Consider the following 25,884-nt stretch of genomic DNA (forward strand, 5'->3'; position numbering starts at 1 on the left):
CTGTATACCGACTAATAATGTGACGTTTCTAAATTATTTATTGTTAGGTAAACCTGCTCACCCAGTTGCACATTACTTTGTTGCCATTGCCTTTTAGATACCGCGCAATACAGCAACTGCGTATCTACATTAACAGTAAGTAGCCATTGCTCATCAAGCTGCTGGGTATTTTCAAGCATACCTATTAGCACGTTTGCACTGCACTGGTTAGACGGTTTTACTTTGCTGTAAGTTATTTGCCCGCTTTCTATAATTAACCTATGACTTTGTTTTACCAGCGAAGGCACTGCATATACATGTTGTAAGCTGTTACTAAGGGTTAGCTTACATAGCCCAAATGCATCATTAAATTCAGACTTACTAAAACTAAGTACACTCAGTGGTGTTTGGCTCTTATTTGTATAAATACTGTGCACCACGTCTTGTGTGGCACCGCACTTAAGCACCTTACCTTTCGCCATATGTATTAATGTATCGCTACAATAAAGCAGCTCTTTTAAAGAGTGGCTAACAATAATAAATTTAATACCATGGGATTTATTAAGTTGTTGCACTCCCGCCAACATAGTAAAACGCGTTGACCAATCTAATGCACTAAATGGCTCATCAAGTAAAACAACAGATTGCCCACTTAGCAGTGTTCTGGCAAAAATTACACGCTGACGCTCACCGCCCGAAAGTCCCGCCACATCACGATTAAGTAATGGATTTAGTGCTAACAAATCAATTACCTGATCAGGCGTTAGGTTGTGACTTTTATTTTTACAATGCGTGTGAGTAAACAGTAAATTACCCATCACATTTAAATGTGGAAATAACGGGCACGACTGCAGCTGTAAAGTAAGTAGGCGTTTATCTGGCTTTAGATGGGTAATATTATGATTATTTATACACACCTTTTTCGCCGTAGTAAGCCCCGCTATCGCCTTTAATAAGCTCGACTTACCTGAGCCCGAAGGACCAAACACCCCTAAAATATCAAATTGGTTTATAGCTAAGTCAACATTGAGTTCAAAATCGTCCAAACGTTGATGGCATTGTATTTTAAGCACGATTAGCAGCTCCGTTTATCACGGTTTTATTAAATTTAAACAACAACACTAAACACGCAAACGCCATTGCGAGCAACACCAACGATAATTGATGCGCAGCCCCATAATTAAGCGACTCAACATGATCGTAAAGTGCAATAGACACCACTTGGGTTTCGCCTTGTATATTGCCACCAATCATTAATACTAAACCAAATTCTCCCAATGTATGGGCAAAGCCCAGCGCAAAGGCACTGCCTATACTTGGCTTTAATAGCGGTAACGTTAAATACATAAATCGTTTAAATGGGCTTATTCCTAAAGCAATAGCTGCTTGGTCATAGGTGGTATTTATTTGCTTAAAACCCGCTAGTAGCGGCTGCATCACAAACGGAAGTGAATAAAATAATGAGCCAATAACCACCCCTTGAAAACTAAATGCGAGCTGCGTACCAGTAAGCCAAAACCAAAACTGGCCAAATGCATGCGTAGGTGAAAACAGCACCAATAAATAAAAACCCATTAGCGTAGGCGGCAGTACCAAAGGCATGGCTATAAGTGCTTCTAAAATTGGTTTTAACTTACCTTTGTAACTGGCAAGTTGCCACGCAAGCGGAATACATATCACTAACAAGATAGCGGCTGTTATAAAGGCAAGTTTAATTGTAAGCCACAGCGCTGTTAAATCACTTGCTAGCATCACTGTCCTTTGCTTTGTAGCCAAGTGCTAATAATGTTTTTGCGGTTGCGGGGGCATTTAAAAAAGCCATAAACTTTTTAGCAACAGTTAAATGCTTTGACGCGCTAATAATAACGCCTTGCTGTGTTATTTCAGGGTAATTTTTAGTGTCGATAAGCGTGTAGTTTAAATATTTTTTATTTTTAGTTTTACCATAAGCCGACTTTAACGTAGATAACGCAACCAAACCTTTAGCGGCATTGCCTGTTTCAACAAATTGAAACGCATGAGTAATATTATTTGCATAGACAAACTCATAGGGGGTTTTTATAAACGCTTTTGCATAATGCATTGATGATTTCCCATAAGGCGAAAAACGTGGGTTCGCAATGGCTAATTTATTATTCATAACGCTGCTACTTGGTTGCCAAAGTGCTAATAAACCTATTGCATAGGTTGTTAAACTGTCTTTAATTGCAAAACCATCTTTTATAAGTGCTTGTGGACGCGACGCATCAGCAGATAAAAAAACATCGTACGGCGCTCCATGCATAATTTGCGAGTGTAATACACCGCTAGATGCTGCCGATATTTTAAAATTTATATCTTTAAGTGCAGGATCAGTAATCAGCTTTTGTAGCACTGGTTTAAAATTGCTCGCAACGGCTATATGCAGTGTTTCTTTTGCGCTAACGCAGTTGCTAAATAGCACGAACAGTAACAACAAATAACCGCACCATGTATTGTAAAGCTTTAACATTATAAGTATTGTTTTAAAAATCAGACACATTATAAAAAACAATATATATGAACGATGTATGCAATGCACCTGGTTTATTACCAGTAGATACCGCAATAAGTAATATGCTCAACGCCATTAACTTTAATAAAGCCGCAGAAACCATTTCTATAATGCACAGTGTGGGCCGTGTTCTAGCACGCGATATTAAATCTGATATAAATGTGCCTGGTCACGATAATTCGGCAATGGATGGCTATGCGCTTTGCCTAAGTGAAGACTTAACAACTTATCAGCAAGTAGGCAGTGTATTTGCTGGGCAAACCTTTGAGGGCACCTTAACCCCTGGGCAATGCGTGAGAATTATGACCGGTGCAGCCCTGCCCTCTGGCGCTAATGCGGTAGTGATGCAAGAAAACGCCACTGTAAATAACGACGAAATAACATTTACAGGCAAAATTGAACTCAATGCTAACGTACGTTTTGCAGGTGAAGACATTGCAAAAAATAGTGTTGTTTTTAAAGCTGGCAGAAAACTAAAAGCAGTCGATGTAGGCTTACTTGCCTCTATTGGCATTAGCCAAGTAAGCGTATATGAAACACTTAAAGTTGCGGTGTTTTCTACCGGAGATGAACTTATAGAGCCGGGCAATGCGCTTCCTGCTGGCGCTATTTATGAAAGTAATCGAGCTGTTATTTTAAGCGAGCTTAATGATAGCAATATAGAAGTTATTGATTTTGGCATTATCGCTGATGATAAAAGCCTGATTAAAAACACGTTTTTAAAAGCAAATGAGCAAGCTGATGCTGTAATAAGCTCTGGAGGCGTATCGGTTGGTGAAGCCGATTTTACCAAAGAAGTATTAAATGAGATTGGTGATATCCATTTTTGGAAAATTGCCATGAAACCGGGCAAACCTTTTGCTTTTGGTCAATTACCTAACAGCTACTTTTTTGGCTTACCAGGTAACCCAGTATCAGCGGCTGTAACGCTTGATCGACTTGTAAAACCCGCCCTTACAAAGCTTTCAGGAAATGAGCATACTGCTAAGTTACGTTTAAAAGCGACTACAACCACACTGATTAAAAAGCGCCCCGGCCGTACCGACTTTCAACGCGGTATTGCCAGTACCGACGAAAAAAATAACCTGTTGGTAACGCCTATAAATAAGCAAGGCTCAGGGGTACTCTCATCGCTTAGTCATGCAAATTGCCTTATTGTAGTGCCCGCAGAAAGTGGCAATATTGAAAAAAACGAAACCGTAGAAATAGAGCTATTATAAAAAAACCTTGTCCATAAAAAAGCCCAGCACATTTACTAAATTTGCTGGGCTTAAAATTGGGTTAAGTCGCGTTTAAAACAACGACTCAAAATCACCATTAGGAAATAACACCCCGGGGATACCACGTACTGCAGTTACATCCGCAATTTTTGTATCGCCTAAGTACAAGCCACCGCTGTAGTTACTGCCAGCTTGTTTTACGTCGAGCCAACGGCCGTTTTCACCTTTTGCAGTTAAACTAATATTGCTATTTACTTCTCTAATGCGTAAATCTAAGGCTTTTTGTTTTACGCTAATAAAGACATCGCTACTAGTAAGCTGCGATAAATCAATAACATCACCTACATACGCCAGGCTAAAATCACTCGCACCACCCAAGGGCAGCGACAACTCAAGGCCAAACATTAAATCGTCGTTTTCCTCACCACTAAGTGGTGAAGCCTCAAGCGCGGTAATATGAAAAGGTGTTGTTTGAATATCGCTTTGAAACTGCCCTTCAAAATCAAATGAAGAAAGAGAAGTAACTTCCTGTGCAAACGCAGATACAAAACGGTTTAAATCTAATGATATCTCACCTGTTAGCTCGCCAGACTGCTTAGCAATAACAACATCAGTGATAATATTAGCTATGCCTGTTTGCGCATCAGGTAATAACTCACTTTGCTCACTTACCCCATCAAATTCAATTAGTAATTCGCTCACATCAACATCTAAACGAGTATCGTCGTTGATAACAGAAGCACTCATGACCCCTTCGACTTTATCGCCCAGTACACCACTTATTCTAAAAGTAGGAATAGACATATCTATACTAACTGGTAAACCGTCGTAAGTACCCGTAATTAGCCATTCGTAAGGGGATGTAGAATAGCTAATATCAAGATCGCGTAACCTGTATTGTCCTTCGCTTGCAGAAACTTCCGCAAGGGGCGAATAATTTATGATCACTTCGTTAAGTACTTCAGCAAGCACAGTGATCGCTTTTTGAGTATCATCATCAAATGCACTTTCTAGTTGCGCAAGTTTAGCATCTACATCCTCTGCGTAGGTTGTGTCCTGTAAGCGAATAACACCCAGTGCGTCTCTTATATTTTCGAGTAATTCGCGCGACTCGAGTGCTTGCTCAGTTTCAACCTTTTGTTGCCAATTGGTGTAGCTAGTCACGCTCGCAATAGTTTGCTTGACCTGCCCTGCTACACTTTGAATTAAACCATTACCTAGCTCACTGTAAAGGTTATCTGCAATGTATTGATCAGCTAAATTACTGTAAGTTTGCCACGCACTGGTATCATCTTGCTCGGTAATAAAATCATCAAATGCAGTGGCTAAATCAAACCCTTCAACAGACACACCAGCTACAATAGCCCCATAAGTAAATGCATCAGCCACAATTTCTGCCTCTAGTGTATTACTTAGGCTGCTGTGTGTAAGCTGATAAAAAGGACTTGCCGATAAGCTTGCAAGGGTCGCGTCAACATTTGCATTCGTAATTGCGGTACTTAACGGCGAGAAAAATACTTCATTAACGCCCGGTGCAACATAAGCGCGAGCAGCATAGTTTAAATTAACGCCAGTTATCTCTTCAAAATCAATTAAACGGTTTTCATTTATATCGTTTACATCGCCGCGAAGCGTTCTGCCGCAACCTGTAAAGCGTGGGCATGGCAAGGCACTATCGTCAGGTATAAATTCAAATGTATAAAAATTAAGAGGCGATACGCTCACGCTCGCAGTATTTATGTTTTCAACTGCAACAGACTCTACTACATTGCCTTGGCCGTCTAATTGATTAAGCGTACCTTTAACTGATTGCCATTTAGGCACATAAAAATTTACGGTAGAGGTGGATGCTACGCTTATTTCAATCGCTTCGTCACTACTATCATTTGAAGAGCCACCACAGCCACTAAGTGCTAGAGCAACTGACAAAGGTAAAAGTTTTTTTAACATCTTCATTCCTTAAAACTTAATGTTCATGTACCAATTTACATTCGCATAATAAGCTTTATCTAAATCTAAGCTGTCGGTTTGTAAATTAAGACCAAAGTACTCGTTTTCAATACCAACTAAAAACGCTTCACTTTTTGTTTCATAGCCAGCTTGTACCTTCCAATGATCCCAAAAATGAATACGCCCTTTTAACTGACTAAAGGTATCTTTATCGTACTGTTTTACTGTAAAAGCAGTTGAGTAGCGGTTATTTATTCTGTAATCGGCAAAAGCCGTAATACGCATTTCCATATCAAGTGTATGTGACTGGGTGTTCCCAAAAGCTGAGGTTTGAAGAGATACAGTAGGTGTAGAGGTAACATTACCACTCTCATCTTCACTGAAAGGAATTTCGGTCGTTTGCCCTTTTACTGAGCCAGTATCATCAAAGTCAGTTTTATAAACTAAATCTTTTACACTTAGGCCTACTTTTAAATCATCATTTATTTGCCAATCGGCAAAAATATCTAAACTATAACCTAGGCCTTCAGGGTTTTCAGAAGGGGTAAACTTTTTGAATAGAATATCTTTCGAAAAATTATAATCAGCAGTAATACTGCCTTCAACATCGTCACTAAACACTCGCCCATCTACAGAAGCATCTTGAAAATGTGTACTGGCAAAAACAGACACTTTTGGCGTAATAGTGAGCGCGTTTTTATCAAAAAATTTAAAATCGTATGAAACAAATACCCCATTAGAGGTCACTTGCTTTGCATTTAACTGATATGTGTAAAATCGTTCTTCAAAGGGTAAGTCGTTTTTTTCTAAATAAGTATAAAGTGCAGTGTCTGGGTCAAAATTAAGTACATAATCATAACGGCTCTGCAGGCCCACTTTAAAATTATTATAGCCCACACCAATTTCAAAAATATTATAAGTAAATGCACTATCGCCAGATTTAATAGGCTCGTCAAAGTCATCTACAAATGCCTGTACTGGCTGTGCCTCAGTGTAGATTTCGGCGTCAAAGTGAGTAAATATTTGAAATTGATTATTTGCAGAAGCTAGAGGTGAAAGTAGAGCAGTTGAAAATCCTAACAAGAGAATTTTTTTTTTCATAATTTAATCGCTTTCTATAAAAAAAGGGAAAAGCGCACCGCTTTTCCCTTTTATAGTTTAAGTATTAGTTAGATGAGTCAATTAAAGTCACATCTGTGTACTCAATTACTTCATCATCAATGTAAGTAATCGAAACACCGTTTGTTACTTTAGTTGCGGTACCAAAGGTCATCATCATGCCATCGTACATCGCTTTAACATCACCCGTGTAACCAGCTGATTCGGTACCCGACATAGACAGCGTGTAACCCATTGCTGCGTCACCGTTAACTTTAATTTCAAGCATGGTCATATCTTCATCACCACTGCTATCCACTTCAGACATTACGCTAAAGTCTAAGTCACCAGACATACCCATAGCTTCTAACATTGCAGAATCAGTTTCATCCATGCCGCTTAAGTTTAGGTTACCCATAAAGCCTGAGTCACCGTCCATAATTTCAACACGGTTCCACGCTTGCGCCATAGTAAGCTCTGCGTCATCAACGGTATCTGCATTTACAGCACCGTCAAAAGTAAATACTAAACACGAATCAATTTGTGTTGAATCGGTAATAGTACCATCAGCAAATGCTTGACACTCTTCTAGTGCATCCGCGGCTACATCGCCTGTAACAAGCTCAACAGTTGCATCGCTTTGTGTATTTAGCATGCCACCCCAAGCAACAACAAGTTGATCATCTTGGTACGCTGCCGAAGCGGTAATTTCGCTACCGGTCGCTGAGTTTGTAAGCATTAGCGTCAAGTTGTCTAGGCTGTAGTCGTATGCCCATTCAGGATGAGTTGTTGAAGTACCTTCGCCAGAGTTACCCATATCAGCAAGCTCTTCAAACACATCAAATAACACTTCGGCTGTGTTGTATAGAGCATCGCCACCCGTGCTAGTTAATACCGTCATTGTAGAAAGTGACATTGACGTTTCTTTAACTGATGCTGTCGCCACTGCAAGGTCTGCTTCTGCTTGTAAGCTAAGCGCTGTTACGAGTTGCTCGTTTGCAAGTTCAGCCTGAGTTTGTGCAGCTTCGGCCATCATTTCTGCGCTTTCAACTAAATCAGCGGCTTCAGCCATATCAGCTTCAGTTACTGCTACAGCTTCATATTCAGTTGCAGCTTCTAAGGCTTGTTCAATCGCAAGCTCAAGCGCATCGACAGCAGCAGAAAAATCAGAAGCAGCAGTTACCGCAGCATCAACTAAAGCAACCGTTGCTTGTGCATCGTCACCCGAGTCAACAGCAGCTTGTGCAGCAGCAAGCGCACTTGTTGATGCAGCTTCTGCAGTATTAGCAGCTGTTTTCTTTTCACCTGCAACATCGGCAGTGTTCATAGCAACTTCTTTAGCAGCGGCTACTTCAATCTCGTACTCAGTGATAGCGTCTTGTGCATCAGTTACTAATTGCGCAATTGCTGCATCGTAATCGCTTAGGTTTTCTACCTCTACTAAGGCTGCGTCTTGTAAATCAGTTGCAGTATCAAGTACACCTTGATAGTCAGAGCTTTGCTCTACAAGTAAAGAAGCTGTGCTAACATAGCCCTGTGATTTAACATATAAAATATCAGCCATATTTGATAAGTCAGCAGCTTCTGCTTCGTTTTCAAGCGCTGCAACAGCAGCAACAAATTCAATTGCAGAGTCTGCATCGGTAATTGCATCACCACCTAATGCTTGAACATCAGCAAGCATTTCTTCAGCAGCATCTACCGATGCTTGAAGTTCTGTAAGCTCAGTAGAAGATGCATCAAGTTGAGCATTTAGAGCAACTGCTAAATCAGCATAAAAGTCATCGCCCGCTACACACTCATCGCCTGTACAACCAAGTTCTTCTAACACTGTTTGAACAGCCGTTGCAATTTCAGCCAGCTCTGCATCACTTGCAGCGCCGTTTTTAACTGCATTGTCTTTTGCTTCTTTAGCTTTAGTAGCAATGCCTGCTGAGTTTTCAGCAAATGCAGCTATCTCTGCCGCCGAAGGTGCTGGGACTTTAGCCGCATAAGCCGCTTCAAGGGCTGTTTTAATTGCTGCTTCATCACCTGTTGCAATTGCTACAAACACACTCGCCGTACTAGAAACAGCTGTTTGTAAAGTTGCTGCAACGTCGGTTGTGCTTAAAGTACCTGCTTTAATACCCTCTTTAATGCTAGTCATTACTTCGCTAATTGAAGATAAGCCTTGAATAGACGACGACAGCTGAGCAATTGCCAATACACCTTGTGAAAGTGCTTCTTCACCGTCTACATCACTTAAATCAACAGCGCCGCCGTTAGATACATCACCTAACAGTGCAGATAATAATACTGCTGCATCAGGACCCATTACCTGAATAACCGTATTTAAGCTTGTTGATGCAATTGCACCTGCGTCAACGTCAGCTTCAGCTTCAAGTAGTGCTTGAGCAACCAACGTAGTTAAAAAGGTTACATTGGCTTTAAACGAACGAGCAACATTTGCATCGCCTGCTGCACCACTTGTATCAGACGAATCAGCGTCCGCTGCAGCAATATATTTAACAACCGAAAGCTCTAGATCAGCTTTATACCATTCACCAAATTCAATGTTAGTGTCGCCATCGTTTACATCGTCTGCTTCTGGCGCTTCATCGTAAGTTCCACAGCCAACATATGCATCACAACGTAAATAACTATCGTCACCCTCTTCAGCAGTTGCAACTGTAATATACACAGGGCCTGTAAAGTCATCTTCAAGGTAAATGCTGTAACTACCATTATCGCCAGTTACTAGCGCATCGGGGTTGCCCGCTATTTTGCTTGCTTCTACTGCTGCATCAGCCGCATCTTGAGACGTTGCTTCGCCGGTAAATGTTTCAGCCTCTGCTGAAGCCTCTAATCTAAATGCAACCGGAACACTTTGACCTGTTTCGTCAAGTGTCATTACGCTAACAACGGCACCTTTCATTGCACCTTTAACAGCTTTACCTGTTATTTCTACGTTAAATTGAGCGTCATCAGATGATGTAACCGATTCAACTGGAGGAACATAAGTGTTTCTGTCGTTGTCTGAACCACAACCCGCCAAACCTAGTGTAAGTGCAACAGATGCTGCAATCGGGGTAATTTTAGTCATACGCTGTGCCATTTATTTCTCCTTGATAGCCTGCAATGAGTATCAGAAAATTATTTTATTAAATATACGTGCGAAAGTTTACAAAACAACATAAACAGACACACAATAACAACCTTTGTTACTTATAAATTAAAGTAACATTAAGTAACGAGTTTTTGCTACATTTTTATACGTTTTGAGTACAAGTTTTTATCTAATTTTAAACGACGCTTCTTCATAGGCTTTACTATATTTTCAATAACATATGTTAAAACCATTAAGAAGCATCGCTCTGGCGTACCATATATCCACAATATTAAGTGAATATTACATTTAATTTAGTTTGTTAATAATATTCTTCAAGTAATTGCGACAGATACGCTAAAAAAAACGCCCGCCAAAGCTAATATAATGAAAAAGGATGGGGTTAGGTGGTGTTTTGAAATGAAATATATAAACAGGATGTTTATTTAGCTTTATATTAAAACTAAACGCTAAAAAGTCATTAACGCGCAGTATGCACCGTTAATGACTCAATAAAAAATGTTGAAAGTACTATTGAGGTGCTCTCACTACGCCCTCCATCAGCACGCGCGCACTGCGGCTCATGCTCGCTTTTGTTACTTGCCAATCGCCGTCTATCTGTTGAGCTTCGGCTCCTACTTTTAATGTACCAGAGGGGTGTCCAAAATTAATTTCGTTCAATGAGCCGCCACCTGCGGCCACATTAACAAGTGTACCTTCAATAGCAGCGGCAGCGCCAATAGCCACTGCAGCTGTGCCCATCATAGCGTGATGCAGCTTGCCCATAGACATAGCACGTACTAATAAATCAATTGTTTTAGCTTCAATAAATTTACCACTGGACGCGTTATAGTCTAATGGCGCTGCCACAAAAGCGGCTTTAGGTGTATGCTGTCGTGTTTGTGCTTCACTAATATTGCTGATCAGGCCCATTTTTACCGCACCATGGGCACGTATTGTTTCAAGCTTTTTAAGTGCGTCGATATCATTATTTATGTCATCTTGCAGCTCAGTGCCGCTGTAGCCAATATCGCTTGCGTTAATAAACACAGTAGGAATACCCGCGTTGATCATCGTGGCTTTTAAGGTACCAATTCCTGGTACTTCTAAGTCATCCACTACATTACCTGTAGGGAATAACGCCCCTTCACCGTCGGCAGGGTTTAAAAACTCAAGCTTTACCTCGGCAGCGGCGAAGGTTACGCCATCAAGTTCAAAATCCCCTGTTTCTTGCACTTCGCCATTAGTAATAGGTACGTGAACCAGAATGCTTTTTTTAATATTAGCTTGCCACACTCGCACCACGGCTACACCGTTATCGGGTACTCTGCTTTTATCAACTAGGCCATTCGTTATTGCAAACGCACCCACTGCGCTGGTTAAATTACCACAATTACCACTCCAATCTATAAAGGCTTTATCAATGGCCACTTGGCCAAATAAATAATCCACATCGTGATCGCTTTGCTCGCTTTTACTTAAAATAACCGTTTTACTGGTACTTGATGTAGCACCACCCATACCATCAGTTTGTTTGCCATATGGGTCGGGACTACCAATTATGCGCAACAATAAATTGTCGCGTGCCTCACCTGCCACTTGGGCAGGTTTGGGTAGGTCGGTTAATTTAAAAAATACACCTTTACTCGTGCCGCCGCGCATATAAGTTGCCGGTACTTTTATTTGTGGTTTAAACATAATGCACACTCCTTATGCTGATTGGGTTGCTTCTAAAAAGTCTTGTGCAAAACGCTGTAATACACCACCAGCAGCATAAATAGAAAGCTCTTCTTGGGTATCCAATCTACATTTCATAGGTACCGTTAGTACCTCACCATTTTTACGCGTAATCACCAAATCAATGGTAGCGCCAGGTGTAGGTTCGCCTTTTACATCAAAGCTTTCGCTGCCATCAATGTTAAGCGTTTTGCGGGTAGTGCCGGGTTTAAATTCAAGCGGCAATACACCCATACCTATTAAGTTTGTGCGGTGAATACGCTCAAAGCCCTCTGCGGCTATCACTTCAACGCCTGCAAGCCTTACCCCTTTTGCAGCCCAGTCGCGAGACGAGCCTTGGCCGTAATCTGCGCCCGCTACAATTATAAGCGGCTGCTTACGTTGCATGTAAGTTTCGATTGCTTCCCACATACGGGTATGAGTACCTTGAGGCTCTATACGTGCGTATGAACCTTGTTTAACCTCGCCGTTTTCATCACGTACCATTTCGTTAAGTAATTTAGGGTTAGCAAACGTGGCACGCTGTGCTGTTAAATGATCGCCTCGGTGCGTTGCGTACGAGTTAAAATCCTCTTCAGGGACGTTCATTTTAGCTAAGTATTCACCCGCCGCACTGCTTGCCATTATGGCGTTTGAAGGCGATAAATGATCCGTTGTAATGTTATCGCCAAGTACAGCAAGGGCGCGCATGCCCGTCATAGTGCGCTCACCAGCAAGGGCACCTTCCCAATATGGCGGGCGGCGAATATACGTACTTTGCTCGCGCCAGTTATAAAGGGGATCGTTCTCTTCACCGTAATCTACGGTTAAATCAAACATAGGTTCGTACACTTTTTTAAATTGCTCTGGCTTAACGCTTTGCTTTATTACCTCGTCTATTTCTTCATCGCTTGGCCATAAATCTTTAAGGGTTATTTCGTTGCCGTTTTGATCTTGCCCTAAACTATCTTTTTCAATATCAAAACGAATAGTACCGGCAATAGCGTAAGCCACCACTAATGGCGGTGAGGCTAAAAACGCTTGCTTAGCATACGGATGTATACGCCCGTCAAAGTTACGATTGCCCGAAAGTACCGCTGTTGCATATAAATCGCGATCAATTACTTCTTGCTGAATTACAGGGTCAAGTGCGCCGCTCATACCGTTACAGGTAGTACAAGCAAAGCCCACAATACCAAAGCCGAGCTTTTCAAGTTCAGGGAGTAAATTTGCCTCTTCTAGGTATGATTGCACCGCTTTAGAACCTGGCGCTAATGACGTTTTAACCCAGGGTTTGCGCATTAACCCTTTGGCATTTGCGTTTCGCGCAAGTAAGCCTGCAGCAATTACATTGCGCGGGTTACTGGTGTTAGTACAACTTGTAATAGCCGCGATAATACATGCGCCATCAGGCATTAAGCCTTCCTCGTTTTCAACCGTGCCAGATATACCTTCTTTGGCTAAATCGCTAGTAGATACTCGGCGGTGCGGGTTTGAAGGCCCAGCAATGTTGCGCCCTACACTTGATAAATCAAATTTAAGCACGCGCTCATATTTAGCTGTTTTTAAGCTCTCGCTCCAAAGACCAGCTGTTTTAGCGTAGTTTTCTACCAGCGCTATTTGCTCTTCATCACGCCCTGTTAAACGTAAATAGTCTATTGTTTTATCGTCTATGTAAAACATGGCCGCAGTGGCACCAAATTCTGGCGTCATGTTTGAAATAGTTGCTCTGTCGCCTAGGGTTAGTGCATCTGCACCTTCGCCGTAAAACTCTAAATAGGTCGATACCACGCGCTGCTCGCGTAAAAACTCGGTAATAGCCAATACTATATCTGTAGCAGTAATACCAGGTTGGCGAGTGCCTGTTAGCTCAACACCAACAATGTCAGGCAAGCGCATGTAAGAGGCGCGGCCAAGCATAACGCTTTCGGCTTCAAGCCCGCCTACACCTACAGCAATTACGCCAAGAGCATCAACATGAGGGGTGTGGCTGTCGGTACCCACTAAGGTATCAGGAAATGCAATGCCATCGCGGTTTTGAATAACCGGCGACATTTTTTCAAGGTTAATTTGATGCATAATGCCGTTACCAGGCGGAATAACATCAATATTTTTAAAGGCGGTTTTAGTCCAGTTTATAAAATGAAAACGGTCATCGTTACGGCGATCTTCTATGGCACGGTTTTTTTCAAATGCGTCAGGGTCAAAACCTGCGTGCTCTACCGCTAAAGAGTGATCAACAATAAGCTGTGTAGGTACCACCGGATTCACTTTTGCCGGATCCCCACCTTTTGCAGCAATGGCGTCGCGCAGGCCTGCTAAATCAACCAAGGCGGTTTGGCCTAAAATATCGTGGCATACTACACGCGCCGGGTACCACGGAAAGTCTAAATCTTGTTTACGCTCAATAAGCTGAGTAAGCGCATCGGTTAGCATATCAGGCTCACAGCGGCGCACTAGGTTTTCGGCCAGTACGCGTGAGGTGTAAGGCAAAGTGGCATACGCATCTGGCTTTATTGCATCAACGGCTTCTTGCGTATCGTAGTAATCTACATTTGAGCCGGGTAAGGGTTTTCGGTATTGGGTGTTATTAATTATGGTCATAATACAGGTTCGCTAATAAGTGACGGGAAATAAAAGGCAAAAGGTGAGCGTATTGCTCACCTTACATACTGACTAATCAGCCTCTTGATTCAATTGGCGTGTAACTGCGTGCCTCTGGCCCTGTGTAATCTGCACTTGGGCGAATAATACGGTTATTAGCGCGCTGCTCTTTAACATGTGCCGTCCAGCCTGTAACACGGCTCATCACAAATATTGGCGTAAATAACTTAGTGGGAATACCCATAAAGTGATACGCCGATGCATGGAAAAAATCAGCATTACAAAACAGTTTTTTCTCGCGCCACATAACCTCTTCACACCTAACCGACACAGGGTAAAGCACATCATCGCCCACCTCTTTAGCTAGTTTTTCAGAGAACTTTTTAATAATAACGTTACGTGGGTCAGACTCGCGGTAAATAGCGTGGCCAAAGCCCATAATTTTATCTTTACGCTCTAGCATACCCATAATTTCTTGCTCGGCATGATCTGCACTTGTAAAACCTTGAATCATATCCATAGCTGCTTCGTTTGCACCACCATGCAGTGGCCCGCGCAGTGTGCCTATTGCACCGGTTACACAAGAATGAATATCAGACAAAGTAGATGCACATACGCGCCCCGTAAACGTAGAGGCGTTAAACTCATGCTCTGCGTATAAAATTAGCGACACATTCATTACTTGTGCAAACAACTCACTCGGTGCTTTGTCGTGCAATAAAGTTAAAAAGTGCGCGCCTACTGAGTCGTCATCGGTTTGTGTATCAATGCGTACACCATCGTGAGTAAAGCGGTACCAATAACAAATAATACTTGGGAATACTGCAACCATACGGTCAATCGCATCGTTTGCTTGGCTAAAATCAAGTTCCATTTCTAGGTTACCGAGCATAGAGCAACCGGTACGCATAACATCCATTGGGTGCGCGTCTTTAGGAATATTTTCAAGCACGGTTTTTAGTGCATCTGGCAGGCCACGTAGGCTTTTTAATTTAGCTTTATAGTCAGCTAGTTCATTGGCTGTAGGTAGCTCACCACGAGAAAGTAAAAAAGACACCTCTTCAAACTGCGCTTTTTCGGCAAGTTCACTAATATCGTAACCACAATACGTTAAACCCGAGCCTGATTGCCCTACTGTACATAATGCTGTTTGCCCTGCTACTTGACCGCGTAAGCCTGCACCGCCTAATGCTTTATCTACCATGATCTTCTCCTATCTTAAATTTGTGTGTGATTTTAATAATTATTATTTGTCAGATTTTGATGAAAAAAGGTTATCAAGTGTGTTTTCGTATGTGTGGTAATCTAAAAATTCGTAAAGCTCTGCGCGTGTTTGCATGTTTTCAATTTGGCTTTGCTGCGAACCTTCATTTAAAATGGCAGAGTACACATTAAGCGCGGCTTTGTTCATGGCTCTAAACGCACTAAGTGGGTAAAGCACCATTTCAACACCTACCTCACTTAATTGCTCTTTGGTGTAAATAGGCGTTTGGCCAAATTCTGTAATGTTAGCCAAAATAGGCACGTTTAACGCATCCGAAAACGCTTGGTAATCGGCAAGGTCGTGCACGGCTTCTGCAAAAATAGCGTCTGCGCCCGCTTCTACACAGGCAGCGGCACGGTCAATTGCGGCATTTAAGCCTTCCTTTTGAAATGCATCGGTGCGGGCCATAATGTAAAAATCGCTATCGGTTTTAGCATCAACGGCCGCTTTAATGCGGTCAACCATTTCACCTTGGCTTACAATTTCTTTATTAGGGCGGTGTCCACAACGCTTTTGCGCTACTTGGTCTTCAATATGAAAACCCGCCGCACCGGCTTTAGTCATTTCTTTAACGGTACGCGCAATATTAAACGCGCCGCCCCACCCGGTATCGGCATCTACAAGTAGTGGTAAATCGCTGGCACCGGTTATACGGCGAATATCTTCAAGTACGTTATCAAGGCTGGTCATGCCTAAATCGGGCATACCGTAAGAGGCATTTGCCACACCGGCACCTGAGAGGTAAATAGCTTGGTGACCCATTTTTTCAGCCATCATCGCTGTGTAAGCATTAATAGTACCTACAACTTGTAATGGGCGATTATTAGCAATAGCCTGTTTAAATTTTAATCCTGCTGACATTACTTTCTCCTGACTTTGAACGGTTGCTACATGGAGTAACTTAGTGTTTTAATTTTAAATTGTGACTGTTTTTTAGCTTTTAGTTTTTAGCTATTAGCTATTAGCTATTAGCTATTAGCTATTAGCTGTTAGCTGTTAGCTGTTAGCTTTTAACCTTTAACCTTTAACTTTTAACCTTTAGCTTTTATAAAGTTTTTGTTTATGACAAATACCAATCTGTATGTGTATGAGGTCTATTTAACGCTAAGAAAATCGTTCTGTAACTAGGCAATAATTTTTATGTTTAGTGGTTCTAAATAAAAAATTCTTAACGACGTTATAGAGCGATTTAATCAGTTAAATTGTTCGAATACTCATATTGATTGGTATACATCAAATTTGGTTTGAATATTAGCTTGCGATGCACTAATGTGGCGTTTCATCAGCATTTCAGCAAGTTCACCATCGTGGTTTTCTATTGCGTTTATAATGGCTAAATGCTCGTCAAACGCTTTAGATACACGCGGCCCCACCATACCCATTTGCACGCGGTACATACGTATTAACTGGTAAAGTCCATTACACAACAAATGGATAAGGTGCGCGTTTTTACTACCTTTAATAATGCGATAATGAAAGTCTAAATCGCCCGCTTCTTGATAGTAGGACTCGCCCTCTTTAACGCGTTGAGTTTGCAAATGTTGATTAAGTAATTGCTTTAAACCTTTAACCTCATCGGGTTCCATATTGTCGGCAGCAAGCCTACATGCTAAACCTTCAAGAGAACTGCGTACTTGATAAACCTCAATTAAACGCTCTGCAGTGAGTGCCACTACACGGCAGCCCACGTTTGCTTTACGCTCTACTAAGTAACAGCTTTCTAAGCGGTTTAGTGCTTCTCTAAGCGTGGCGCGGCTTACACCGTAACGCTTAGCAAGTTCTGGCTCTGAAATTTTGCTACCTTGCTCTATGCTGCCCTCTACTATTTCACGGCGCATATCTACAAACACTTGATCAGAAGCTGTAGTAATTGGTGTATCGATTAAAAAAGGTTGCGTCATGGCTTTATAAATAAATTGTCGACAATTAATGAGCTAACTATGTGCTTAATAAAAAAACATGTCAACCCCAAATAAGTTGAAAATGAGTAAAAAACACACTTATTGTCGACACTGTTAATCTAAAGTCGTATAAAACTGTTTTAAAATTAAACTAAAAACACAATATGTCGACATGCTAGCAAATTATAAAACCGCTATTTAACGCTGAAAAAACACTTTAAAAGTGCTAATATCACGCTTTATTTTTTAATGTACGAGCCACTGCGTGAACGCCAACACTTATATTCCTGAGCACTTTATTGACGACGTAAAAACCTATTTACCTGCTCACCTCAATTTAGACGACTTTATAAACGCGTGTCGTCGCCCGCTCAGAAAGTCTATTCGTGTAAATACATTAAAAATTTCGATTGAAGAATTTTTAAAGCGCGCAGAACAAAAAAACTGGCAACTTACCCCTATACCTTGGTGTAGCGAGGGTTTTTGGCTAGAGCGCCCAAGCGATGAAGAGCAAAATTTAGCACTGGGCAATACCGACCTACACCTAAGCGGTGCCATGTACGTGCAAGAGGCAAGCTCAATGCTACCGCCTATGGCACTTAAGAAAAGTATTGAAAACACAGACGAAAATAATAACTATGTGCTAGATATGGCATCAGCCCCAGGCTCTAAAACCTCACAACTTGCCGCACTCATGAATAACCAAGGCATACTGGTTGCCAACGAACTTTCGTCGTCTCGCTTAAAAGTACTGAGCGCAACGCTTAAACGTATGGGTGTAGGTAACTGTGCGCTTTCGCATTTTGATGGTGTTATATTTGGTAACTACATGTTTGAATGCTTTGATAGCATTTTGCTCGACGCGCCTTGCTCAGGCGAAGGAACAGTAAGAAAAGATGCCGACGCACTTAAAAATTGGTCAATAGAATCAAATATTGAAATTGCTCAAGTACAAAAAGACTTAATTAAAAGCGCCTTTTACGCATTAAAACCAGGCGGTACGCTGGTGTATTCAACCTGTACGCTCACCCCTCTTGAAAACCAACAAGTATGTGATTATTTACTCAGTGAATTTGGCGACTACATTGAGCCGCAGTCGCTTAGTGATTTATTTGAAGGCGCAGAAAAAGCCACCACCGCCGAGGGCTACTTACATGTGTGGCCACAGACGTACGACAGTGAAGGCTTTTTTATTGCTAAATTTAAAAAACGAGCAAGCTGTAATAACCCAGCCCAAACAGTTAAAAAAGGTGCGTTTCCGTTTAACGAGTTTGATAAAAAGCAAACCACGTTATTTATGAGCGAGCTTAAAAAGCAGTTTGGTTTAAAAGCGCTGCCAGGTAAATTAATGCAACGTGATAAAGAACTGTGGTTGTTTCCTGATGGGTTTGAAGCCGTGCAAAGTAAAATTAAATACGCACGTTTAGGTATTCAGCTAGGTATTATTCACAAAAACGGTGTAAGGCTTACTCACGAATTTGCAACCGTGTTTGGTAATGAATGCAAAAGCAATACCTATGCTTTAACAAACGAGCAAGCAAACGACTACTTTAATGGTAAAGATGTGCGCCTAGAAGACGTTACAAAAGCCACCGGCGAAGTAATATTAACTTTGTGTGGCTGCCCTATTGGGCTGGGTAAATGGCAAAAAAATAAGATCAAAAACTCTTTGCCACGCGATCTAGTGCAAAATACGCAGTTAATTGATTGGTTATAATAAAATTAATATATAATTCAAAAAAAGCAGTATAATAACTCATAATTTTAGTTAGTATAATTTATTAAAAATAGAAAAGGACTTTTAGTGAAATTTAGAAAAGACATAAATGGTCTAAGAGCTATTGCTGTAATTGCAGTAGTTTTATTCCATTTTAATCCTAATTTGATACCTGGAGGATTTGCGGGTGTAGATGTGTTTTTTGTCATTTCTGGCTACTTGATGACCAGTATAATCTTCCGTGGTATAGAGCAAAAAAACTTTTCAATATCAAAATTCTACATAGCTCGGGTAAACAGAATCATTCCAGCACTTGGAGTATTATGTTTAACCTTATTAGTATTCGGATGGTTTTATTTAATACCAACAGATTATAAAGTTTTAGCTAAGCACGCAGCAACAAGCACAAGTTTCTTGTCAAACATAATTTACTGGACAGAATCTGGTTACTTCGACTCTTCATCACATGAAAAGTGGTTGCTACATACTTGGTCTCTATCTGTTGAATGGCAATTTTACATTATATACCCAGCAGCATTAGTATTACTAAGCCGAGTGTTGTCAGTGACAGCTTTAAAAAATTGCATAATCCACTTAACTCTTGTAGGTTTTATTTTTTGTATTTATGCAACATTCACTTGGCCCAATATGTCATACTACTTATTTCCTACTCGGGCTTGGGAAATGATGTTTGGGGGTCTAGCCTACCTGTTTTCTTTAAATAATATGAGTGAAAAGCAAAAAAGGAACATCGGGGTAATTGGAAATTGTCTAATTATTACCTCTTGTGTCTTTATAACTCAAGATGTACCGTGGCCTGGCTATATGGCGATAGTACCAGTGCTAGGGGCATTTTTAGTCATACAAGCACAAAACAGTAACAGTTTTATATCTCAGAATATCTTCATTCAAAAAATTGGTAGTTGGTCATACTCTATCTACCTTTGGCACTGGCCTATAGTAGTTGGTTTAGCATACTTTTCTATTTACAACATTTATACGGTTTTCGCAGGAATTACTTTAACTATACTATTAGGTTACTTAAGCTATAAGTATATTGAGCGAATAAATTTTATAACTACTTTTCATAAACCGATGGATCTAGTTAAGTCTAAGCCACTTCATATCGCATTTTTTACTTGCGTACTTTCTTCAAGTATATACATTACCAATGGTATTTCAGGACATTATGACGAAAATGTTTTGATTGCTGATAGAGAATCCTCCAACAAAAACCCATTTAAATGTATGGTTGAGAATAAGTTTCCTTGCTATATCGGAAATAAAGAAAATATTAAAGCAATCATAATAGGTGATAGTCACGCCGATGCTCTGACCACCTCTTTAGCATCAGTGTTCAACTTAAATAAAGAAGGAATAATAGCGTTAACCAAATCAGCCTGTCCCTATATCATTAACGCACTATCAACAAAATCTGGAAATGAGTGCTTTATTGAAAACCAAAAAAGAGAGGCATTCCTACTAAATAACTACGAAAATATACCCGTGATATGGGCAGCTCGAACTGGAGTATATATTTATGGACAATCCAATAAAAAAAGAATAAACAATAAGCTAGATACTCAACCATCAATATTTTTTAAAGAAAAATATAATATACCAAATGAAGATTTCTTCATTGAGTTAGAAGAAAATTTAAATGAAACCATCTCAAAATTAAGAAAAAAACATCCTATATATATTGTTCAACCAACACCTGAAATGAGAAGAAATATTCCTAAAGCGATTGCTAAGAACTATTTGCTTAAGAATAAATCTACTGAATTCGCGATAGATGAAAGTTTATACCTCCAAAGAAATACTAAGATACGAAATTTATTAAACAAAATAGCTTACACCAATGACGCTGTTATTTTGGATCCAGCCAAAATCTTATGCAGTGATAATAAATGTATAGCTGAAATACAAAATAGGCCAATTTACTTTGACGGTGATCATTTGAGTGAGTTCGGAAATAAACTATTAACCCCTATGTTCTTAACGATTGTAAAAGAATCTAAATAGGCCGTAGCATGCTTGTAAATTTTTTCAGTATTAAATTAGCAAGATTTGGAGCACTGACTACACTTATAAGAACTTTCTTCTTCTCCCTAAGAATTACGAAAGTGTATTTAGTTAGCGCAAGGCTCAACTAAGAGCCATTTATAGCCCAGAGCTATTTACAATGGCTCTGGGCGTTTTCATACAACTAAGTTAAGTGATTTTTAAATAGGCTGCATATGTTCTTTTGCGCTTTTAACATAAGTAAACTATACGCCTACAAGTACATACCAAACCTTCCTCTGTAGACGCGCAGCTTGCTGGCGTTTAAAAGCAACGCTTTTACATATTTATAAATAAAGCACCAGCAAGCAAGGCGCCTACAGTAAAATTACTCACAAAGAGGTTTAGAGGCGCTGCGCTATAGAGAAGTAAGCAACAAAGTAGAAGTATCCAGTGGTCATGCCTTCTCATTTACTCCTCTTTTGCTTCTCTTTGTGCACATGATTTTTTAAAAAAAGCTACACTTTTAACGTGCAAAAACGCAACGTTTACAAGTAAATACCAAACCTTACACTGTAGACGCGCAGCTTGCTGGCGTTCAAAAGCAGTGCTTTTTACATACCTATAAATAAAGCGCCAATACGAAAGGCTCACAGTAAAATTACTCACAAAGAGGTTTAAAGACGCTGCGCTTAAGAGAAGTGAACAACAAAGTAAAAGTATCCAGTGGTCATGCCTTCTCATTTACTCCTCTTTTGCTACTCTTTGTGCACATGTTCTTTTAATAAGAAGCTGCGCTTCTAACGTGAGCAAGCTCAACGTTTACATAATCGGCTTAAACATATAACCCGTAGGCGTGAAAAATTGCTCACGCAACATTGTTTAAAACAAACGGTTTTGAAAATTAAAGCGCCAGCAAGGAAGACTCACAGTAAAACTATTCACAAAGAGGTTAAGAGACGCTCCGCTTTAGAGGGTTGAAGAACAAAGTTATTAAGCAGCTTGGCCAATGGCTTCTCACTTGCTTCTTTGTACACATGATCTTTTAAAAAAGAAGCTATGCTACTAACGTGAGAAGCAACGCCCTAAAGTAAATACACGCAATTTCACTTTACTCACGGAGGTGAGGTTAAATAACTAATAGCTGAAATCGTTTCCTAAAGAAGGAACCTATTTACAGTATTTTTTAAACATCCTGCTATTTCTGGCTGATTCAAATTGTGCACCAAACTGAAGAGACAAACATAAAGTAGGGAGTGTATCTGTCTGTTTAGCTATGTCAAACGCACGTGAAAACTTATAACCATGCTTCGCTGCAAGCCTAAGCTCGCTAACATACAAAGCTTTATATTTTGGAGGGAGTTGCTGCCAGTTAGTAAGCGCTATTTCAATAACACCTAAATGAACATCTATTTTAAAAGGACCTACTTTTTTAGCCTGCTGAATATAACCAAACACACGATCACTTGGTCCCTCTTGATAACTTGTTACTTTAGCTAAGTCCATCCATGTTTCGGCCCACGACGTTCTGTACTTTAACGAATTTAAAAGGGAAGACTCTATTTGCTTATATACTTTAGGAGCGCTTTCAACGTTTACATTATTTTTAGTTAGGCTAAGCATTTTTATATACGCACTTAGCTGCCAATAATGCGCTTGGAGAGGCTCAAGTTGTGTAGCGAGTGTTATTGCCTCGTTTGCGAGATTAAGCTCTTGAGGTGTTATTAAATCACGAGGCTGTTTTAGCGTATTTAATGCATTAAAATACCACGCATTAGCGCGCATACTTTGTATGCTTTCAAAACTAATAAACAAAGTAATAATTGCAAGCAATGTAATTTGAGTTAGTTTTTTTAAATTACTCATCAAACAAAGACTCTGTTAAACGCTGTGGATTGTTAACAAACAAGTTTTGTGCTTCTAGCTCACCTATTAAATCTGTAACGAGCCTTTTTGCATTACTTAATAATGGAGGCCTTCGTTTGACTGAGTGGGCATCGCTTGCAACATAACTAACCAAGCCTTTTTGTAACATATCAATACTAATTGCTTTAGCAGTATCGCCCCACGCCCCTTCTATGCTTGAGGCCGTTAACTGAAAATCACAACCTAACTGCTTTAAACGCTCAATATAAAATGGGTTTGCTTGAATATCTCTGTTGCGTTCGGGGTGAGGAATTATCGCTTTTATATTTTGCTTAGATAGCCAATTTATAAACTTATCGTAGCCTTGCGGTACGTGGGAATGCGGTAACTCTAACAACAAATAATTAACTGAATCTAACGCACCAATAAAAGGTAACTGCCCTGCCATAACCATCGCCATTAATTCAATGTCGAGCCTAACCTCTGCAGCTACTGCAAGCTTTAAATCAATACCTGTATTTAAAGCCTCTTGCTTTAAAACATCAATGTCATTATTAAGTGCTTTTGCTGAGTTATTAAATCGACCTATATGAATATGCGGGGTTGCCACCATGTGTGTTATCCCATCATTTTGCGCCATTTTTAATAGCGCTAAAGATTCGCTTAAATCTTTAGCGCCATCGTCAATGTCTGGTAAAATATGAGAGTGAATATCAAACATAATTTTTAGCAATTAAGAGGTTGGTTGCTCAGGCTTTTGCGAGTAGTCGTAATAATCGTAATAACCATGGCTATGCTCATCTTTGTTTTTACTCATATCAACTTTATTTAACACAATACCCGCAACATGCGCTTTAGACTCAAAAAGTCGCTCAATGCCGGCTTTTATAGGTTTAATGCGGGTAACGTCCGATTTAACTACATAAATTACCGAATCAGCACTTTGCGAAATCACAAGTGCATCACTCACTGCTTGGGTAGGCGGTGTATCAATAATAATATGATCGTACTTAGTTTTTAGCACATCGAGCACTTCGTTAAAGCGCGAGCTTGATAGTAGTTCCAACGGGTTACCAGGAATTTGCCCACTCGGCATAATAGCTACACCCGACTGTCCATCAACATGTACACATTCACTAAACTGTTCGGTGCCTATAATTAAATTACTTAGCCCAGGGTGAAATACCGGTATATCAAAGCGCTTTGCTATACTTGGTTTACGTAAATCGGCATCAATAAGTAATACTTTACCCATTTGCGCAAGCGACATTGCTAAATTAGCTGAGGTAGTTGTTTTACCCTCACCCGGAGAGCTCGATGTAACTGCAATAACCTTATGGTCACGATCTAATTGGGTTAGCAATAAACTTGTACGGAATGTACGCACAGACTCTGCAAAGCGCCTGTAATTATCATCAAGGTAAGCATGTATGGGGAATACGCTCTTTTTAGGCATTGGTACATTAGGTAATAAACCTAGCATACGCTGAGCAAGTTTACCCTCAACATCGTTTTTGGTTTTAACGGTATCGTTTAAGGCATCAAATATAAAGCTCATCACAACTGCAAAACCCAAACTTGCAACAAAAGCAAGTACAACAATAAGTTTTTTATTTGGTTTAGCAGGATCTTTAGGTGCGTAGGCTCGGTCGGTAAATCGTGCAGCAGCTGAGCTAAAATCGCTTGTTACCTCGGTTTCTTTAGAGCGAGATAAAAACGTATTAAATATATTACGGTTAGTCTCAACTTCGCGCTTAAGTTGGTTATATTTGGTTTCTTTACGGGTAATATCCTGGTATTCAGCGCGTATTTTAACTAAATCGCGCTCAAGCGCACTAACAGTACGTGTTATTCGGTTTAGCTCTTTTTCAATGCCGGTAACAAGGCCTTTAATTTGCTTATTTAAGTTATTTTTTACAGTAGCAAGTTCTGCCTTAGCAGAAATTATTTTAGGGTGTTTAGGGCCATATACCTCGCTTAAATCACTTAATTTACGCTCAACTATAACAACTTCCCTTTTAACATTTTGTACCACTTGATGCGATGTTATCTCAGGCATACTGCCTAATAACTCTAAGTTATTGTTGCCATATTCACTAATTACGCGGTTAATGCTTTCTAGGTTGTTTTTTTCGTTTCGCGCTTCTACTAGTTGCTGTGATATTTGCTCAAGCTCTTGCGTTGCAAGGCCCGCTATACCCTCAATATCAACAAGCTGCTGATCTTCTCTAAAGTTTTGTAACCTTAGCTCAGAGTCATCTAACTGGGAACGTAATTTTGATAGCCTTGAATTTAGCCAGTTAGAGGCTTCTTGAGTCACGCCCATCTTGGCTCGCATTTGACTTTCTATATATACTTCGCTCACTGTATTCGCAACAAGCGCGGCTAATTTCGGATCGCTTGATTCAAAGCTTATTCTAACTAGCTGGGTTTTGCGTATAGGAGTAACCCAGAGTTTTGACTTAAAGGTAGACAAAAGCCCTAGCATTTTTCTATCTGCTACTTCTTTTTCAGAGAAAGTGGTCTTATCTTTCACGTTTAAGAAAGGTATTGACGATTTAACTGAATTTTTAATTTCATCAACTAACGAAGGCTTTTGAGTGAAGTCTTTATGCGACTGTAGATTTAATTTTTGAATTACTTCTCGTGCAATACTATCCGATTTAATTACCTCAAATTGAGTGAGGTAGTATTCTTCTTTAGCAGAGCTTAAACCATAGACTTCATCAAATGAAATAGCTTGAGCTTGTTCTGATTCTATCAGCAATGTAGCAGTTGCAATATATTTAGGTACTATAGTTAAAGTGACCATGATACTCAATAAGGTAACTACAACTGCAAAACCTAAAATACGCCACTTCACGCTTAAGAAAACATTAAGGTAATACAAAAAATCTACACTAGGACCATGTGTTAATTCTTTTTCATCTTGATAATTCATTAATTA

Annotated in this window: 17 protein-coding genes; 3 read left to right on the forward strand and 14 right to left on the reverse strand. The window is 40.2% G+C overall.

Annotation, left to right across the window (positions count from 1 at the left end; genetic code table 11):
• Positions 1-11 precede the first annotated feature (11 nt).
• The 3 genes from AN393_RS08585 to modA are packed head-to-tail and all read right to left on the reverse strand — an operon-like array spanning position 12 to position 2,437.
• Positions 12-1,052, reverse strand: coding sequence for an ATP-binding cassette domain-containing protein (locus AN393_RS08585; RefSeq protein WP_055017840.1), 1,041 nt, complete (start codon positions 1,050-1,052; stop codon positions 12-14).
• On the reverse strand, positions 1,045-1,731 hold the full coding sequence (gene modB, locus AN393_RS08590; RefSeq protein ID WP_055015044.1) for a molybdate ABC transporter permease subunit: 687 nt from the start codon (positions 1,729-1,731) through the stop codon (positions 1,045-1,047). Before modB ends, AN393_RS08585 begins: the two co-directional genes overlap by 8 nt.
• Positions 1,718-2,437: a molybdate ABC transporter substrate-binding protein gene (gene modA, locus AN393_RS08595; protein ID WP_235575951.1), complete on the reverse strand. Its 720-nt coding sequence runs from the start codon at positions 2,435-2,437 to the stop codon at positions 1,718-1,720. Before modA ends, modB begins: the two co-directional genes overlap by 14 nt.
• A gap of 80 nt (positions 2,438-2,517) precedes the next feature.
• Here modA and glp point away from each other — a divergent pair, with 80 nt between their 5' ends.
• Positions 2,518-3,732, forward strand: a complete 1,215-nt coding sequence (gene glp, locus AN393_RS08600; protein ID WP_055017842.1) for a gephyrin-like molybdotransferase Glp — start codon at positions 2,518-2,520, stop codon at positions 3,730-3,732.
• Between the two features lie 72 nt (positions 3,733-3,804).
• On the opposite strand, the gene AN393_RS08605 is transcribed toward glp, so the two are convergent.
• The 8 genes from AN393_RS08605 to AN393_RS08640 form a co-directional block, all read right to left on the reverse strand.
• Entirely contained in the window at positions 3,805-5,682 is a 1,878-nt protein-coding gene (locus tag AN393_RS08605) for a hypothetical protein (RefSeq protein ID WP_055017843.1), read from the reverse strand.
• A 9-nt stretch (positions 5,683-5,691) separates the two neighbouring features.
• Entirely contained in the window at positions 5,692-6,783 is a 1,092-nt protein-coding gene (locus AN393_RS08610; RefSeq protein WP_055017844.1) for a hypothetical protein, read from the reverse strand.
• Between the two features lie 64 nt (positions 6,784-6,847).
• Entirely contained in the window at positions 6,848-9,874 is a 3,027-nt protein-coding gene (locus AN393_RS08615) for a hypothetical protein (protein ID WP_055017845.1), read from the reverse strand.
• 522 nt (positions 9,875-10,396) lie between these two features.
• Positions 10,397-11,563: a 2-methylaconitate cis-trans isomerase PrpF gene (gene prpF / locus AN393_RS08620; RefSeq protein ID WP_055017846.1), complete on the reverse strand. Its 1,167-nt coding sequence runs from the start codon at positions 11,561-11,563 to the stop codon at positions 10,397-10,399.
• A gap of 12 nt (positions 11,564-11,575) precedes the next feature.
• The gene (gene acnD, locus AN393_RS08625) at positions 11,576-14,185 is read right to left on the reverse strand and encodes a Fe/S-dependent 2-methylisocitrate dehydratase AcnD (protein WP_055017847.1); all 2,610 of its coding nucleotides are present in this window, start codon (positions 14,183-14,185) and stop codon (positions 11,576-11,578) included.
• A 76-nt stretch (positions 14,186-14,261) separates the two neighbouring features.
• On the reverse strand, positions 14,262-15,389 hold the full coding sequence (gene prpC, locus AN393_RS08630; RefSeq protein ID WP_055015050.1) for a 2-methylcitrate synthase: 1,128 nt from the start codon (positions 15,387-15,389) through the stop codon (positions 14,262-14,264).
• 42 nt (positions 15,390-15,431) lie between these two features.
• Positions 15,432-16,310 carry a methylisocitrate lyase gene (gene prpB / locus AN393_RS08635; RefSeq protein ID WP_055015051.1) on the reverse strand — a complete coding sequence of 293 codons (879 nt, stop codon included), beginning with the start codon at positions 16,308-16,310 and terminating at the stop codon, positions 15,432-15,434.
• A 353-nt stretch (positions 16,311-16,663) separates the two neighbouring features.
• Complete coding sequence (locus AN393_RS08640) at positions 16,664-17,350, reverse strand: GntR family transcriptional regulator (RefSeq protein ID WP_055015052.1); 687 nt, start codon at positions 17,348-17,350, stop codon at positions 16,664-16,666.
• A gap of 265 nt (positions 17,351-17,615) precedes the next feature.
• Between AN393_RS08640 and rsmF the strand changes: the two genes are divergently transcribed.
• Positions 17,616-19,067 carry a 16S rRNA (cytosine(1407)-C(5))-methyltransferase RsmF gene (rsmF, locus tag AN393_RS08645; protein WP_055017848.1) on the forward strand — a complete coding sequence of 484 codons (1,452 nt, stop codon included), beginning with the start codon at positions 17,616-17,618 and terminating at the stop codon, positions 19,065-19,067.
• 87 nt (positions 19,068-19,154) lie between these two features.
• The gene (locus AN393_RS08650) at positions 19,155-21,092 is read left to right on the forward strand and encodes an acyltransferase family protein (RefSeq protein WP_055017849.1); all 1,938 of its coding nucleotides are present in this window, start codon (positions 19,155-19,157) and stop codon (positions 21,090-21,092) included.
• Positions 21,093-22,241: 1,149 nt separating this feature from the next.
• Here AN393_RS08650 and AN393_RS08660 read toward each other — a convergent pair.
• Genes AN393_RS08660 through AN393_RS08670 form a run of 3 tightly spaced genes read right to left on the reverse strand, consistent with a single transcriptional unit; the run spans position 22,242 to position 25,878 of the window.
• Complete coding sequence (locus tag AN393_RS08660; protein WP_055017851.1) at positions 22,242-22,937, reverse strand: VpsP family polysaccharide biosynthesis protein; 696 nt, start codon at positions 22,935-22,937, stop codon at positions 22,242-22,244.
• The gene (locus AN393_RS08665; RefSeq protein WP_055017870.1) at positions 22,930-23,658 is read right to left on the reverse strand and encodes a tyrosine-protein phosphatase; all 729 of its coding nucleotides are present in this window, start codon (positions 23,656-23,658) and stop codon (positions 22,930-22,932) included. The genes AN393_RS08660 and AN393_RS08665 overlap by 8 nt, the downstream gene beginning before the upstream one ends.
• A gap of 12 nt (positions 23,659-23,670) precedes the next feature.
• On the reverse strand, positions 23,671-25,878 hold the full coding sequence (locus tag AN393_RS08670) for a polysaccharide biosynthesis tyrosine autokinase (RefSeq protein WP_055017852.1): 2,208 nt from the start codon (positions 25,876-25,878) through the stop codon (positions 23,671-23,673).
• Positions 25,879-25,884: the final 6 nt, after the last annotated feature.

Origin of the sequence: Pseudoalteromonas sp. P1-25, from assembly GCF_001401805.1 — a bacterium.
In the GTDB taxonomy this organism is placed as follows: Bacteria; Pseudomonadota; Gammaproteobacteria; order Enterobacterales; family Alteromonadaceae; genus Pseudoalteromonas.